The 14,454-nt window shown below is 34.8% G+C and carries 18 protein-coding genes and 1 pseudogene; 17 read left to right on the forward strand and 2 right to left on the reverse strand.

The window, feature by feature from the left end; translation table 11 throughout:
• Positions 1–89: 89 nt before the first annotated feature.
• Positions 90–860: a hypothetical protein gene (locus HM984_RS14105; protein ID WP_179349609.1), complete on the reverse strand. Its 771-nt coding sequence runs from the start codon at positions 858–860 to the stop codon at positions 90–92.
• Positions 861–1,088: 228 nt separating this feature from the next.
• Here HM984_RS14105 and HM984_RS14110 point away from each other — a divergent pair, with 228 nt between their 5' ends.
• Entirely contained in the window at positions 1,089–1,712 is a 624-nt protein-coding gene (locus tag HM984_RS14110; RefSeq protein ID WP_179349610.1) for a DUF4230 domain-containing protein, read from the forward strand.
• A gap of 3 nt (positions 1,713–1,715) precedes the next feature.
• Here HM984_RS14110 and HM984_RS14115 read toward each other — a convergent pair whose 3' ends face one another.
• Positions 1,716–2,102 (reverse strand): rhodanese-like domain-containing protein, encoded by a 387-nt coding sequence (locus HM984_RS14115; RefSeq protein WP_371312573.1) that lies wholly within the window; start codon positions 2,100–2,102, stop codon positions 1,716–1,718.
• 35 nt (positions 2,103–2,137) lie between these two features.
• On the opposite strand from HM984_RS14115, the gene HM984_RS14120 reads away from it, so the two are divergent.
• From HM984_RS14120 to pcaF, 16 genes and pseudogenes are all read left to right on the forward strand, one after another.
• Positions 2,138–2,707: a TetR/AcrR family transcriptional regulator gene (locus HM984_RS14120; protein WP_020895216.1), complete on the forward strand. Its 570-nt coding sequence runs from the start codon at positions 2,138–2,140 to the stop codon at positions 2,705–2,707.
• A gap of 68 nt (positions 2,708–2,775) precedes the next feature.
• Positions 2,776–3,849, forward strand: coding sequence for an FAD-binding oxidoreductase (locus HM984_RS14125; protein WP_179349611.1), 1,074 nt, complete (start codon positions 2,776–2,778; stop codon positions 3,847–3,849).
• Positions 3,850–4,080: 231 nt separating this feature from the next.
• A complete protein-coding gene (gene paaA / locus HM984_RS14130) occupies positions 4,081–5,037 on the forward strand; it encodes a 1,2-phenylacetyl-CoA epoxidase subunit PaaA (RefSeq protein WP_115812297.1) in 957 nt (318 codons plus the stop codon).
• A 109-nt stretch (positions 5,038–5,146) separates the two neighbouring features.
• Complete coding sequence (locus HM984_RS14135; RefSeq protein ID WP_257018504.1) at positions 5,147–5,416, forward strand: four helix bundle protein; 270 nt, start codon at positions 5,147–5,149, stop codon at positions 5,414–5,416.
• 53 nt (positions 5,417–5,469) lie between these two features.
• Complete coding sequence (gene paaB, locus HM984_RS14140) at positions 5,470–5,754, forward strand: 1,2-phenylacetyl-CoA epoxidase subunit PaaB (protein ID WP_092470406.1); 285 nt, start codon at positions 5,470–5,472, stop codon at positions 5,752–5,754.
• Between the two features lie 46 nt (positions 5,755–5,800).
• Positions 5,801–6,151, forward strand: a complete 351-nt coding sequence (locus HM984_RS14145; protein WP_115812303.1) for a four helix bundle protein — start codon at positions 5,801–5,803, stop codon at positions 6,149–6,151.
• A 57-nt stretch (positions 6,152–6,208) separates the two neighbouring features.
• Entirely contained in the window at positions 6,209–6,961 is a 753-nt protein-coding gene (gene paaC / locus HM984_RS14150) for a 1,2-phenylacetyl-CoA epoxidase subunit PaaC (protein WP_179349612.1), read from the forward strand.
• 84 nt (positions 6,962–7,045) lie between these two features.
• Positions 7,046–7,546: a 1,2-phenylacetyl-CoA epoxidase subunit PaaD gene (gene paaD / locus HM984_RS14155; RefSeq protein WP_179349613.1), complete on the forward strand. Its 501-nt coding sequence runs from the start codon at positions 7,046–7,048 to the stop codon at positions 7,544–7,546.
• A gap of 94 nt (positions 7,547–7,640) precedes the next feature.
• Positions 7,641–8,420, forward strand: coding sequence for an enoyl-CoA hydratase-related protein (locus tag HM984_RS14160; RefSeq protein WP_115812309.1), 780 nt, complete (start codon positions 7,641–7,643; stop codon positions 8,418–8,420).
• Positions 8,421–8,588: 168 nt separating this feature from the next.
• Positions 8,589–8,909, forward strand: a pseudogene (locus HM984_RS17670) (endonuclease domain-containing protein); the annotation flags it as partial.
• A 24-nt stretch (positions 8,910–8,933) separates the two neighbouring features.
• On the forward strand, positions 8,934–9,920 hold the full coding sequence (locus tag HM984_RS14165) for a pyridoxal-phosphate dependent enzyme (protein WP_371312596.1): 987 nt from the start codon (positions 8,934–8,936) through the stop codon (positions 9,918–9,920).
• A 153-nt stretch (positions 9,921–10,073) separates the two neighbouring features.
• Entirely contained in the window at positions 10,074–11,321 is a 1,248-nt protein-coding gene (locus HM984_RS14170) for a 3-hydroxyacyl-CoA dehydrogenase NAD-binding domain-containing protein (RefSeq protein WP_179349615.1), read from the forward strand.
• A gap of 3 nt (positions 11,322–11,324) precedes the next feature.
• Positions 11,325–11,702 (forward strand): four helix bundle protein, encoded by a 378-nt coding sequence (locus HM984_RS14175; RefSeq protein ID WP_020895225.1) that lies wholly within the window; start codon positions 11,325–11,327, stop codon positions 11,700–11,702.
• A 6-nt stretch (positions 11,703–11,708) separates the two neighbouring features.
• A complete protein-coding gene (locus HM984_RS14180) occupies positions 11,709–12,134 on the forward strand; it encodes a PaaI family thioesterase (protein WP_179349616.1) in 426 nt (141 codons plus the stop codon).
• Positions 12,135–12,151: 17 nt separating this feature from the next.
• Positions 12,152–13,012, forward strand: coding sequence for a KPN_02809 family neutral zinc metallopeptidase (ypfJ, locus tag HM984_RS14185; protein ID WP_179349617.1), 861 nt, complete (start codon positions 12,152–12,154; stop codon positions 13,010–13,012).
• A gap of 119 nt (positions 13,013–13,131) precedes the next feature.
• Positions 13,132–14,343 (forward strand): 3-oxoadipyl-CoA thiolase, encoded by a 1,212-nt coding sequence (gene pcaF, locus HM984_RS14190; protein WP_179349618.1) that lies wholly within the window; start codon positions 13,132–13,134, stop codon positions 14,341–14,343.
• The last annotated feature ends 111 nt before the right edge of the window (positions 14,344–14,454 follow it).

Genomic DNA, 14,454 nt, shown 5'->3' on the forward strand with positions numbered 1-14,454 from the left:
ATGTGTTGTGTTCACCGATATAACACATATAATATCGTGGAAAGTGTTGTTTATTCTATTTTATAATAGAGCTAATCATTATTAAAAACTTATAAGTTCTGAATACTATTGGCTGTAGAATAATAAGGGGTATGGTTATACAAATCGGTTGAAGATGAATACACAAATTCTGGGTTTGAAACCTGATTTTCCATAAATGCTCCTTTGTTATAAACTTCCCAAACAGTCAACTTGTTTAGTTTGCCAGAATCACTGTTTATTTCAAGTTTATGTCTATGAATCATTTTGTCTACTGATTTCTGATCTGCTAATCTCATCGTTTTACTAGAGCCACTTTCATTAATAATTTGTGTTTCTGTCCAGAAATATTTTTGATTTTCAGTGCTATGACTTTTAGTTTTTCCTCTGGTTAAAATAAATTCTATGCTTTTATTTGGGGAACTCTTAATGACTTTTAATTCTTCATCTAACATCATTCCTTTTCCTTCTATTATTTGTTCTAGGTTGGGATACAGACTAGAATGGGAAGCGTCATTGTAGTCGTCATGCTTTATTAGATCTATAGGTATTATCTTTTCGTCTAGCCTAGTTTCTATTATGTAATTTCCATTCGGAATATCTTTTAATGAGATTTGGATAGTGTTGGCGTCGACTATAATTAGTTGCTCGTAATTTTCATTAAAAATTTCAACTTTTAGAATTTTAGAATCACAAGACAACATTAAGCTGTCTTTAGTCGCGTTTAAATTGTGTTTTAATTCTTTAGCTTTTGGGTTTGTATTTTGAAGCAAAACGGTGTTTTGACCAAAACTAATTGAGGTCAAAAGTAGGACTAACAATATGCTAATGTTTTTAATCATAACAATTATATTTTTAAGTTAGAGAACTTGCAAATAATCTGTTTTGGGACATCACTATTTGATTTGTGTTATACTAAGTTATAATCATAAATTGATAGATAATTATTTTCAAGGTGTGTTGCGTTTTTTCTAGATAATACACTTAGGTCCTCGTTGTAAGGCAAATAAACAAGATTTAATTGCACCTTGTTTCAGGTATTTTGAATTGTATTTTTCTTAAATTAGCCTATGCGAAAAATACTATTTGGTGTTATCTTAACCTTAATTGTTGTATTTACTTTTAGGTATTGTAATGATAAACAGGAAGATAAAATTGTACTTAAAGAGAGTAGTGCTTTAATTCAGGAGCAAATTAAAAATGTTGGTAAACTCGTGGTTACCGAAGGGCATTTTAGTGAGGTGTTTACGTATAAGAATTCTAAAGGTGTTTTTGGGGATTTAATTTCAGCCGAAAAGAAAGCTGTAGTCATCGTAAATGCGGATGTAACTATTGGGTACGATTTAAGTAAAATTGAATATAAAATTGATGAAGCAACTAAAACACTTCAAATTCTAAGTATTCCGAAAGAAGAAATTAAAATCAGTCCAGATTTTGAATATTACGATATGCAAGCAGATTATCTTAATCCGTTTGAAGCCAAGGACTATAACAGTATAAAAGAGACGGTGAACAAGTCCCTAATGAAAAAGATTGAAGCATCTGACTTAAAATCGAATGCACAAAACAGATTAATTAGCGAATTGTCTAAGTTCTTTATGTTGACTAATTCTTTAGGTTGGACACTAGAATATAACCAAAATCCTATTTCAGAATTAAGTGAGCTTAATAATCTAGAACGTATATTCGATTAAAACTTAGCTCAACTTTCGTTGTAGGCTACTCATGCCTCCGCCATTGATAGCATCAACACCTTTGGATTTTAGTAGGCTTGCTGCGCTGCCTGAACGCATGCCGCTTGCACAATAGGCTATAACAGGTTTGTTCAGTTTTTTCACTTCATTAAGTCTATCACCTAGTTCCTGAACCGGAATATGTAAAGCATTTTTAATATGACCGCCTTGGTATTCACTAGGAGTTCTAACATCTAAAATAACAGCGCCTTTTTCAATATATTCTGCAACGTTATTAGTCGATTTTCCAAATAAAGCATTAAATAGTCCCATGGTGTTTATTTTTAAGCAAACTTCCGAAAAGTTAACAGAAGCCTTCGTAACCAAAGTTACATTAAAATTACGTTGCACTTAAAATTCTGACTATTTTAGTACTTTATAGCGCCATGAAACAAGAGACACGTCAAGAAGAAATTATAAGAGTTGCAGCCAAACTCTTTAAGGAAAAAGGGTACAGTGCCGTCACTATGCGAGATTTAGCTACGGCTATGAACATCAAAGCTGCGAGTTTATACAACCACATCAATTCCAAACAAGATATATTAGAAAGTATCATTATTTCTATCGCGGAAAAATTTACGGTAGGCATGACCTCCGTTCTTGCAAGTAATGCTACCTGTATCGAAAAGCTAAAAGAAATCATTGCGCTTCATGTCGAAATTTCAAGTCAAAACATTTATGGTATGGCAGCTTTAAATCACGATTGGATGCATTTAGAATCACAATTAAATCATTACAAAAAGTTACGTAGTGATTATGAAAACGATTTTAAAACGATTCTTATCGAAGGTGTAAATTCAGGTGAAATCATAGATATAAAACCAGATGTAATGATGTTTTCCATCTTAACCACCTTACGTTCTCTTTATTTATGGATTCCCAAAAAGGAAGATGTAAACCTTAAAGAACTCACCAATAACCTCAATGAAATTCTTATAAAAGGTGTTGTGAAATAAATTTAAATTTATTTACTAACTTTGTCAAACAAACTAACAAGTGTTAGTTTGTTAGTTCAACAACATCTATGGCGCAGTTTTATAAGCTTAAAATTAAAGATATATATAAGGAAACCGAAGATACTTCAGTCATAACCTTTGAAGTTCCTTCAGAATTACACAGTGCATTCAAATTTCGTCAAGGTCAGCATTTAACTTTAAAAGCAGACATTAACGGAGAAGATGTACGTCGCTCGTATTCACTTTGCTCAAGTCCATCAGACGGTCAATGGAAAGTTGCTGTAAAGCTGATTCCAGGTGGAAAATTTTCAACCTATATAAACGACGAATTAAAAACCGGTGACCAATTAGAAGTAATGTCACCTAGCGGAACATTTGGAGTAGAAGTCAACGCGGAAAAAGCAAAGAATTATTTGTTTTTTGCAGCCGGAAGTGGTGTTACACCAGTTCTCTCAATGGTTAAAGCGCATTTGCAAGCAGAACCAAATTCAACTTGTAAATTATTTTACGTTAATAAAACCGCAAAATCTATTATCTTTAAAGAAGAACTAGAGCAGCTGCGAAACAAATATTTTGGAAGACTAGAAATCTATTATTTCTTAACTAAAGAACGAAGAGATATCGAATTGTTCAATGGACGATTTGATGATGAAAAGATGCAGGTTTTAACAAAAACGTTCATTGATATTCCAGATACAAGTGAAGTGTTTTTGTGTGGTCCAGAAAAAATGGTCAATTATGTCAGTGAATATCTCATCAATGCAGGATTACCAAAAGAGCTCGTGCATTATGAGTTGTTTGTAACCGGACTTTCAGATGAAGATATAAAAAGAGCAGAGCGTTTAGCACAGCAAAATGTAGAAGGAGTTGAGGTTACTATTGTCGATGGCGGAAAAGAATTCGTTTTCACCATGACCAAAGAATACGATAATATATTAGATGCCGCTTTAGGAGCAGGAGCAGATTTACCTTTCGCATGTAAAGGAGGCGTTTGTAGTACTTGTAAATGCCAAGTTATAGGTGGTGCGGTTGAGATGAAAATCAATTACGCACTAGACGAAAAAGAAGTATCACAAAATCTAGTATTAAGCTGTCAAGCTGTACCAACAACGGAAAAAGTGGTTGTCGATTTTGATGTGTAGTAATCCTGCAAGGTTTCAAAAACCTTGTAGGTATGTAAGTTATTTAAAATAATGATTTCGGCGTTACCCAAAAGGGTCAGGCTTTCCACTATATCTTTTTTAAGAAAAATAAAAAAGGATGTCGTTGCAATCCTTAACGCGCCAACAGCAAAAGGCCAACAACCAACAGCTAATAAAAAAATAAAGTTCAACCAGCTAAAGGCCAAAAGCCAATAGCTAATAGCTATAAAGATGAGTGAAGAACAAATAAAAAATCTAGAAGAACAATTCGAAGCTCGTATCGCAAGAGACGAGAAAATCGAACCTAAAGACTGGATGCCAGAAAAATATCGTAAAACGCATATTCGTCAGATGTCGCAACACGCACATTCCGAAATTGTAGGCATGCTTCCAGAAGGCAATTGGATTACTAGAGCACCTTCGTTGAGACGAAAAGTGGCCTTGTTAGCTAAAGTTCAAGATGAAGCTGGTCATGGTTTATACCTCTATTCTGCTTGCGAAACCTTAGGTGTTTCTCGAGATGAGTTATATGAACAATTGCATTCTGGAAAAGCAAAATATTCTTCCATTTTTAATTACCCAACCATCACTTGGGCAGATATGGGAGCTGTAGGTTGGCTAGTTGATGGTGCTGCGATTATAAATCAAGTACCACTTTGTAATACATCTTATGGGCCTTACGCAAGAGCAATGGTTCGTGTGTGTAAAGAGGAAAGTTTTCATCAACGTCAAGGTTTTGAAATCATGATGAAGTTGGCAAACGGAGCACCTGAGCAAAAAGAATTAGCACAAGATGCTTTAAATCGTTGGTGGTGGCCAAGTTTAATGATGTTAGGTCCAACAGACGCAGAATCTATACATACAGAACAATCCATGAAATGGAAATTGAAACGAAAATCGAATGATGATTTGCGTCAGCAATTTATAGATCAAACGGTTCCTCAAGCCGAATTAATTGGACTTACCATCCCCGATCCAGATTTAAAATGGAATGAAGAACGTCAAAGCTATGATTTCGGAGAGATTAACTGGGATGAATTCTGGCAAGTCGTCAAAGGTCATGGACCTTGTAATAAAGAACGAATGAAAGCAAGAGTTGGTGCATGGGAAGAAGGCGAATGGGTTAGAGATGCAGCTATGGCTTATGCCGAAAAGAAACAAGCAAGAAAACAAAAACAAGCAATTTAAGAAGTCGAAACTGAAACTGAAGTTGAAAAATGAGCGACAGGAAATTTGATTTAACGGAAAGACTTGAAGATTTTGCTGCTACAATCATAATTTTATATGATAAAAAGCTTTGTCTTATGCAGGCGATTATCTAGCTAAACAATTGATAAGGTCGTCATGTTCTTCAGCTTTAAATTATGGTGAAGTTTTAGGTGCAGGAACCGATAGAGATAAAATAAATAAACTGAGAATTTGCTTAAAAGAGTTAAGAGAATCGCTAAGAAACTTAAATATTCAAACTAAAGCAAGGTTGTTTTCAGAAGAAGATTTAAAAGGTCTGAAAGACGAAAATGACCAATTAATTAGAATAATAGTAACAAGAATTAAAAACATAGGTTGAATTTTAGATTGATGTATTTCAATTTCGAGTTCAACTTCAAATTCAATTTCATAATGAGTAAAAACTGGCCACTTTGGGAAATCTTCGTAAGAAGTAAAAATGGATTAGAACACCGTCATTTCGGAAGCCTTCATGCTGCAGATGCAGAAATGGCTTTAGAAAATGCAAGAGATGTGTACACAAGACGAAATGAAGGTGTGAGTATTTGGGTTGTGGAATCAGTAAATATCACAGCATCAAATCCAGAACACAATGGTGAAATGTTTGAGCCTGCTCAAGATAAAGTTTATCGTCATCCAACATTTTACGATTTACCAGACGAGGTGAAGCATATGTAACAGTGAAATCGAAATTGAATCTGAATCTGAATCTGAATCTGAAAATATGAATGGGATAAAATTTGATTTAACAGAACGACTTGAAGATTTTGCGGCTGCAATAATTATTCTGTATGATAAAAAGCCATTGTCTTATGCAGGAGATTATTTAGCAAAACAGCTTATACGCTCATCTTGTTCTTCAGCATTGAATTATGGAGAAGCATTAGGGGCTGGAACTGATAAAGATAAAATAAATAAATTGAGAATTTCTTTAAAAGAATTAAGAGAGAGCCAACGAAATTTGAATATTCAATCTAAAGCTCAATTATTTTCAGAGGAAAGTCTTTCAAATTTAAAAGATGAAAATGACCAATTAATTAGAATAATGGTCACAAGAATTAAAAACATTAATTAGATTTTTTGATTTCGAGTGAGTTTTCAACTTCGATTTCAAGTTCAATTTCAATTTAAAATGAAAGAAAACTTATACAACTATATACTTGGCATAGCAGACAACAGCCTAATTTTAGGTCAAAGACTAGGAGAATTAACAGGTCATGGTCCAAGTTTAGAAACAGACATCGCCTGCACAAACATCTCATTAGATTTGTTTGGCCAAGTGCGAAGCTATTTTCAATATGCTGCAAAAATAGCAGGTGACGATAGAACAGAAGACGATATCGCAATGCTTCGTAAAGAGCGCGAGTATAAAAATGTATTGTTGGTAGAACAACCAAATACAAATTTCGCCTACACTATGGCGCGTCAGTTTTTATTCGATGTGTACCACTTAGAGTTTCTTGCCGAATTACAAAAAAGTACCGATTTAACATTGTCTGCAATTGCGAATAAATGTATAAAAGAAGTGAGTTATCACGAACGTTTTTCTTCAGATTGGATAAAGCGTTTAGGTGACGGTACAGAAGAAAGTAAAGCAAAAATGCAAGACGCTATTGATGGTTTATGGACGTATACCGATGAGTTATTTCATCAAACCGAAGCAGATAAAGCTATGGTTGCAGAAGGAATAGGTGTTGATGTTACAAAACTGAAAGACGCTTATTATGCTCGAGTGAGTGCGGTTTTAGAAGAATCAACCCTTGAAACACCTGAATCGAAGTGGTTTCAAAAAGGAGGTAAAGAAGGGATTCACACCGAACATTTAGGGTATTTATTAGCAGAGCTTCAATATATGCAACGTGCTTATCCTAATATGGAATGGTAAAAAATAAAAGAAATTGAAATCGAACTTGAATTTGAAAGAAGAACACTTCAAATTCAGTTTCAACTTCAACTTCAAATTCAAAAAATGACTACAACAGAACAAAACATAGACGAAATCTTAATTCCAATTTTGGAAAAAGTTTCCGATCCCGAGATCCCCGTATTATCCATCATGGATATGGGAGTGGTACGTTCTGCGGTTATAGAAAATAATATCGTTAAAGTCGAAATCACACCAACCTATAGTGGTTGTCCAGCAATGGATGTGATTGGCGATGATATAAAATCAGCATTAAAACAAGCCGGATACGAGTCTAAAGTAGAATTGATTTTACATCCAGCATGGACCACCGATTGGATTACACCAAGAGGAAGAAAAGCATTAGAAGATTACGGAATTGCAGCACCTTTAAGCGCAGAAGCAGATAAAGATGTATTGCTTAACGATAAAAGAATAGTTAAGTGTACCAATTGTGGTTCACAAAACACAAGATTAGTAAGTCAGTTTGGTTCCACAGCTTGTAAAGCGCAGTTTCAATGTGACGATTGTCAAGAACCATTTGATTATTTCAAGTGCTTAAAATAAAGTAAAAGTCAGATTTGAAACTAAAAATCTAAATCGAACGATTGTCCCCTTGAGGGGACTTTAGGGGTGTTTTAAATTAAAAATAAATTATAAAATGAACTCAATTCTTTTAAAAATAGAAAATAAAATAGCATACATAACGCTAAACCGACCAGAAGTATTTAATAGTTTCAATCGTGAAATGGCATTTTTATTGCACGACACATTAGATGCTTGTGAAAAAAATGAAGAAGTGAGAGCTATTGTTTTAACCGGAAATGGAAAAGCATTTTGTGCTGGTCAAGATTTAAAAGAAGTGACGGATCCAGATTTAAATCCTGGATTCAAAAAAATATTAGAAGAGCATTACAATCCAATAATTACTAGAATTAGAAATATTAAAAAACCAGTAATTGCAGCTGTAAACGGAGTAGCAGCAGGAGCGGGAGCAAACATTGCTTTAGCTTGTGATATTGTTGTCGCACATGAAAAAGTAAGTTTCATTCAAGCCTTTAGTTTAATTGGCTTAGTTCCGGATAGTGCAGGGACGTTCTTTTTACCAAGACTAATCGGTTTTCAAAAAGCATTAGCATTAGCGATGCTAGGTGATAAAATTGGAGCTGCAGAAGCTGAAAAAATGGGCATGATTTACAAATGTGTTCCGACAGAGGAATTTGAAGAAACGATTAATAAGCTAGCTTTGAAACTCGCAAACATGCCAACAAAAGCTCTTGGTATGATTAAAGAATTGTTTAATAAATCGATGACTAACGATTTAGAATCGCAATTAGCTTTAGAATCTAAATTACAAATAGAAGCCGCACAAAGTGACGATTACAAAGAAGGAGTCGCTGCATTTATAGAAAAACGTCAACCAAATTTTAAAGGAAATTAAAATTATTCATCCGAATATTGTCCCCTTAAGGGAGCTTTAGGGGTGTTAAAACAGAATAGAAATAAAATGTAGATCTCATTGGAAACTCAAGAAACATTAATAAAGACAAAATAATACGCATCTGTGTATTGTCCCCTTGAGGGGACCTTAGGGGTGTTAAAATAAAAAGTGAAAAATAAAATTATTCCATACAATCCAAAACTTAAAGAATACGCAAGAGAGCTAAGAAAAAATAGCACACTTGCAGAGGTTTTAATGTGGAAAGCTATTAAAAATCAAGCGCTAGATGTTCAGTTTCATAGACAAGTTCCGATGCTAAATTATATAGTAGATTTTTATTGTCACGAGCTTATGTTAGCTATTGAAATTGATGGTGATTCACACGGTTTTAGATATTTTGAAGATAAAAATAGACAGTGTGAACTTGAAAAATTAGGTGTCGAGTTTATCAGATTCTCTGATTCGGATGTAAAAAATAATATGTTTAGTGTTTCTATGACTTTAGAAGAAAAAATTAAATCTTTAAGAACACCCCTCAAGTCCCCTCAAGGGGACAATCCATGCGATTTAAAACAAACCCTCATACAAACCCACAACCGAATAAAACCCTTTATTCACAAAACACTTGTGTTAACATCGCAGTTGTTAAATGAAAAAGCAGGGTGTAACCTGTTTTTTAAGTGTGAGAACTTTCAAAAAATGGGTGCCTTCAAAATGCGAGGTGCTGCTAATGCCATTTTATCACTTTCAGAAGAAGAAAGACAGCGAGGAGTGGTGACACATTCGTCAGGTAATTTTGCTCAAGCGGTGTCATTAGCGGCGCAGAAATTAGGCGTTAAGGCATACATTGTAATGCCAGAAAATGCACCACAAGTCAAAAAAAATGCGGTTAAAACTTATGAGGGAGAAATCATAGAATGTGAATCGACACCTCAAGCAAGAGAAGCAACAGCTAATAAAATTAAAGAAGAAAAAGGAGCATCATTTTTACATCCATCAAATCAAGATGAGGTGATTTATGGTAACAGTACAGCAGCAATTGAGCTTTTAGAAGAACAACCAAATTTAGATATTATTCTAGCACCTGTTGGAGGAGGAGGTCTTATTGCAGGAACCGCTTTGGCAGCACATTATTTTTCAAAAAAATGTAAAGTGATTGGTGCTGAGCCTAAAGCTGTAGATGATGCCTATCGCTCATTAATTTCAGGTAAAATAGAAACAAACACTACGTTTGCAACTATTGCTGATGGACTAAGAACACATTTAGGCGATCGTAATTTTCCTATAATTCAAAAACATGTAGAGAAAATAATTTGTGTGGAAGAAGATGAAATCATTAAAGCTATGCAATTGATTTGGGAACGTATGAAAATTATTGTAGAACCATCAAGTGCTGTAGCCTTTGCTGCTGTGTTGAAGAATAGAAAAGAATTTGCAACTAAAAACGTAGGAATCATTTTATCTGGCGGTAATGTAGATGTGAGAAATTTACCGTTTTGATTAACGATTGTCCCCTTGAGGGGACTTTAGGGGTGTTTAGACATTTTAGAATAAAGATTAAAAGAAAACGATGAATTAATTTCAATTTTTGTTGTTAGCATTAAAACAGCTTCAAACAAGTTGAAATCATAAAATATAGATGGAATATCAGGTATGAGTGAAAATCAAAAATCAAAAATCGTTAATCCACAATCTCAAATCAATAGAGTTGGAATCATAGGAGGAGGAACCATGGGAAGTGGCATCGCACAAGTTGCTGCAACGTCTGGATGTAAAGTGAAATTATACGATACTAATCAAGCAGCTTTAGATAAAGCTAAAGGAAGTCTTGAAAAAATATTATTGCGTTTAATTGAAAAAGGAAGAATTGATACTTCTGAAAAAGATAGAATTCAAGCAAACATCGCTTACGTAAGCAACCTAAAAGATTTAGCAGATTCAAACTTGACTATTGAAGCCATTATTGAAAACCTTGACATCAAGAAAAAAGTGTTTTCAGAACTAGAGAGCTATGTCGCTGATGATTGTATTATTGCATCAAACACATCAAGTTTGTCAATAGCATCTATTGCAGCATCACTTAATAAACCAGAGCGTTGTGTAGGGATTCACTTTTTCAATCCAGCACCTTTAATGAAATTGGTTGAGGTTATTCCTGCAATTCAAACTTCAACTGAAGTTCTTGAAAAAGCCATACAAACGATTAAAAATTGGAAAAAAGTTGTAGCAGTTGCTAAAGACACACCAGGATTTATAGTAAATAGAGTTGCTAGACCATTTTACGGAGAAGCTTTACGAATTTATGAAGAAGGATTAGCAGACTTTACAACCATAGATCATAGCTTAAAGTCTTTAGGTGATTTCAGAATGGGGCCATTTGAATTAATGGATTTCATAGGAAACGATGTGAATTATACGGTAACCGAAACCGTTTTTACAGCATTCTATTTCGACCCAAGATATAAACCGTCATTAACCCAAAAACGGTTTTCAGAAGCAGGTTATTTAGGACGTAAATCAGGAAAAGGTTTTTATGATTATGATAAAAATGGAAAAATAATTGAGACAAACCATGCAAATACAAAGACTTTTGAAACTTATGAAGACGAAGAGTTTTTGAAAAATAAAATTTTCGATCGTGTATTGGTAATGCTCATCAACGAAGCTGCAGATGCCTTATTTTTAAATATTGCATCAGCTGAGGATATAGACAATGCTATGACTAAAGGTGTCAATTATCCAAATGGATTATTGGCTTGGGCAGACGAAAAAGGAATCGATTGGTGCGTAAATAAAATGGATGAATTGTATAACGAATATCACGAAGATAGATACCGTTGTAGTCCGTTATTACGTAACATGAAAAAAACAGGTTTGAGATTTTTTGAAAACCAGGTTTGAGGTATGAGAAAATCGAAGTATCATTTTAAATTTGAAGATTTAGGAATATATGCCAAAGCCATGGAGTTTGGAGAAGTGGTAAATCGATTAGGAAAGAAATTTCCAAAAGAAGAACGATTTGAACTTACCTCACAATTTAAAAGAGCAGCTGACTCTATAGCTTTAAATATAGCCGAGGGATCGAGTGGCACAGATAAACAATTCCACAACTATTTAGGAAATGCTTGGCACAGTGCACATGAATGTATTTCATGTAGTTCGAAAGCTCAAATGAGAAATTATATTACTGCTGAAGAAGACGAAGAAAATAGAAAATTAATAACAGAACTATCAAAAATGATAACTTCCTTGAGAAGTGCAATTTTAAAAAGAATTAAATAAATATTAATGTCAACTAAAAGCAAGCCTATAGCCTCAAACCTCATTCCTGAGCGGATGCTTTCCCAAGACGCCTACAGCACGTGGCTAGGCATAGAAATTCTAGAATGTGAAATCGGACGCTGTAAAGTCGGAATGACCATTAGAAAGGAAATGTTAAACAGCATGAATAAAGCTCATGGTGGAATAAGTTATTCCTTGGCAGATACCGCTTTCGGATTTGCAGCAAATACACATGGTAAATATGCCGTGTCTATTGAAACGAGCATTAATCATATAGAAGCTTTAAATGATGGTGATTATATAGTTGCAGAATCTGTAATAGAATCTGTAAAAAATAGATTAGGCTTTAATATTATCGAAGTAAAACGGGGAGAAGAATTAGTGGCACTTTTTAAAGGAGTTGTATATAGAACTCAAAAAGATTGGGAATAAAATAAAAATATTAAATTATGAAATGGCAAGGTAGAAGAAAAAGCGGGAATCTTGAAGATCAACGCGGAATGGGAAACAAAGGCAAGTTAGCTGCAGGTGGAGGTGTTATTGCCGTAGTTGTAATTCTTTTACAACTTTTTGGAGGAGAAACTGGTCAGCAATTAGCGCCAATTATAGAGCAAGTAGCCAATAGTCAAACGACACAACAAGTTGAGCAACGCGAATTGACCAGCCAAGAACAAGAAATGGGTAATTTTATGGCAACTGTTTTGGCTGATACCGAAGATGTATGGAACCAAATATTTAGAGATTACAATTTAGGAGATTATAAAGAACCAAAAATGGTATTATTCACGGATGCGGTTTCTACAGCTTGTGGAAGTGCAACGTCTGCTTCTGGACCGTTTTACTGTCCTGGAGATCAAAAATTGTATATGGATTTAGCCTTTTTTGATGAATTACAAACACGTTTCGGAGCTAAAGGAGGTGATTTTGCAATAGCTTATGTCACAGCTCACGAAGTTGGTCATCATATTCAAACCATTCTTGGAACCTCTAATAAAGTTAGACAGTTACAAAGTCAGACCAACCAAACCGAAGCCAATAAATTATCTGTAGCACAAGAATTGCAAGCTGATTTCTATGCAGGAGTTTGGGCGCATCATAATAAAAAATATTTACAAGAAGGAGATATAGAGGAAGCCATGAGTGCTGCGAATGCTGTTGGTGATGATGCGATTCAAAAAAGAACAAGCGGAAGCGTCAATTCAGACAGTTTTACGCATGGCACATCACAACAACGTATGGAGTGGTTTATGAAAGGCTACAATACAGGAGATATAAGAAACGGAGATACATTCTCTGCTCTTATAAATTAATTAGTTCTGCAAGGTTTCAAAAACCTTGTAGGTATTAAATAAGAATAGAAGTAAATAAAACATTAATTATGAAATAGAAGTTTCAATTATCGACTTCAATTTCAATTTCAATTTCAAACATGGAAGCATACATAATAGACGGCATTAGAACACCAATAGGAAACTACAAAGGCACATTATCTGCGGTAAGAACGGATGATTTAGGAGCATTAGTAATTTCAGAAATTGTAAAACGAAATCCAAGCATCCCAAAGGAAGCGTATGACGATGTGATAATGGGTTGCGCAAACCAAGCAGGAGAAGACAATCGTAATGTTGCGAGAATGTCATCCTTATTAGCAGGTTTGCCATTTACCGTTCCTGGAGAAACTGTAAACCGTTTATGTAGCTCTGGATTATCAGCAATAATTCATGCAAATCGTGCCATAAAAGCAGGAGATGGAGACGTCTTTATTTCTGGTGGCGTGGAGAATATGACGCGCGGACCATACGTAATGGCAAAACCATCTACGGCATTTGGAGGCGATTCCAAAATGTACGATTCTACTTTCGGATGGCGTTTTATCAATCCGAAAATGCAACAAATGTACGGAACTGATGGCATGGGGAATACTGCCGAAAATCTTGTCGAAAAATATAATATCTCACGAGAAGATCAAGATAAGTTTGCACTTTGGAGCCAAATGAAAGCAACCAAAGCACAAGAAAACGGACGCTTAGCAAAAGAAATTGTAACCGTTGAAATTCCACAGCGTAAAAAAGATCCAATTCTTTTTTCTAAAGATGAATTTGTAAAACCAACATCATCTTTAGAAGTTTTAGGAAAACTAAGACCTGCATTCAAAAAAGAAGGTGGAAGTGTAACTGCTGGAAATTCTTCAGGATTAAACGATGGAGCAGCAGCAACTATTATCGCTTCAGCAGATGCAGTAAAAAAATACAACCTAAAACCATTAGCACGCATAGTAAGTTCTGCAGTGGTTGGTGTCGAGCCAAGAATTATGGGGATTGGTCCTGTACAAGCTTCTAATAAAGCATTGGCAAAAGCAGGATTGACCATGGAAGATATGGATATTATCGAGCTTAACGAAGCCTTTGCAGCGCAAGCATTAGCGTGTATTCGCGCTTGGGGATTGGCAGATAACGATCCGCGAATTAATCCAAATGGAGGCGCAATTGCTATTGGTCATCCGCTTGGTGTTACAGGTGCAAGAGTTGCTTATTCTGCAGCGTTAGAGTTGAAGGAAAAAAATAAAAAATATGCGTTGATTACTATGTGTATTGGTGTTGGTCAAGGTTATGCAGCAATTATTGAAAATGTAAGTAAGTAAAATAATTTGGGCGTTACCTAAAGGTCAGGCTTTCGGCAGTCGCTTTTTTTGAGAAAAACAAAAAAGAGCTTCAACAAATACCTCAATCCTTAACGCACTTAGCCGCTAAGG

This window comes from Winogradskyella pacifica (genome assembly GCF_013403915.1).
GTDB classification, from domain to species: Bacteria; Bacteroidota; Bacteroidia; order Flavobacteriales; family Flavobacteriaceae; genus Winogradskyella; species Winogradskyella pacifica.

Coding starts and splice junctions, on each gene's coding strand:
- HM984_RS14110 (WP_179349610.1), top strand. CDS start 1,089: ATGCGAAAAATACTATTTGGTGTTATCTTAACCTTAATTGTTGTATTT.
- paaB (WP_092470406.1), top strand. CDS start 5,470: ATGAGTAAAAACTGGCCACTTTGGGAAATCTTCGTAAGAAGTAAAAAT.
- HM984_RS14175 (WP_020895225.1), top strand. CDS start 11,325: ATGAGAAAATCGAAGTATCATTTTAAATTTGAAGATTTAGGAATATAT.
- paaA (WP_115812297.1), top strand. CDS start 4,081: ATGAGTGAAGAACAAATAAAAAATCTAGAAGAACAATTCGAAGCTCGT.
- HM984_RS14120 (WP_020895216.1), top strand. CDS start 2,138: ATGAAACAAGAGACACGTCAAGAAGAAATTATAAGAGTTGCAGCCAAA.
- pcaF (WP_179349618.1), top strand. CDS start 13,132: ATGGAAGCATACATAATAGACGGCATTAGAACACCAATAGGAAACTAC.
- ypfJ (WP_179349617.1), top strand. CDS start 12,152: ATGAAATGGCAAGGTAGAAGAAAAAGCGGGAATCTTGAAGATCAACGC.
- HM984_RS14180 (WP_179349616.1), top strand. CDS start 11,709: ATGTCAACTAAAAGCAAGCCTATAGCCTCAAACCTCATTCCTGAGCGG.
- HM984_RS14170 (WP_179349615.1), top strand. CDS start 10,074: ATGAGTGAAAATCAAAAATCAAAAATCGTTAATCCACAATCTCAAATC.
- HM984_RS14160 (WP_115812309.1), top strand. CDS start 7,641: ATGAACTCAATTCTTTTAAAAATAGAAAATAAAATAGCATACATAACG.
- paaC (WP_179349612.1), top strand. CDS start 6,209: ATGAAAGAAAACTTATACAACTATATACTTGGCATAGCAGACAACAGC.
- HM984_RS14125 (WP_179349611.1), top strand. CDS start 2,776: ATGGCGCAGTTTTATAAGCTTAAAATTAAAGATATATATAAGGAAACC.
- paaD (WP_179349613.1), top strand. CDS start 7,046: ATGACTACAACAGAACAAAACATAGACGAAATCTTAATTCCAATTTTG.
- HM984_RS14105 (WP_179349609.1), bottom strand. CDS start 860: ATGATTAAAAACATTAGCATATTGTTAGTCCTACTTTTGACCTCAATT.
- HM984_RS14145 (WP_115812303.1), top strand. CDS start 5,801: ATGAATGGGATAAAATTTGATTTAACAGAACGACTTGAAGATTTTGCG.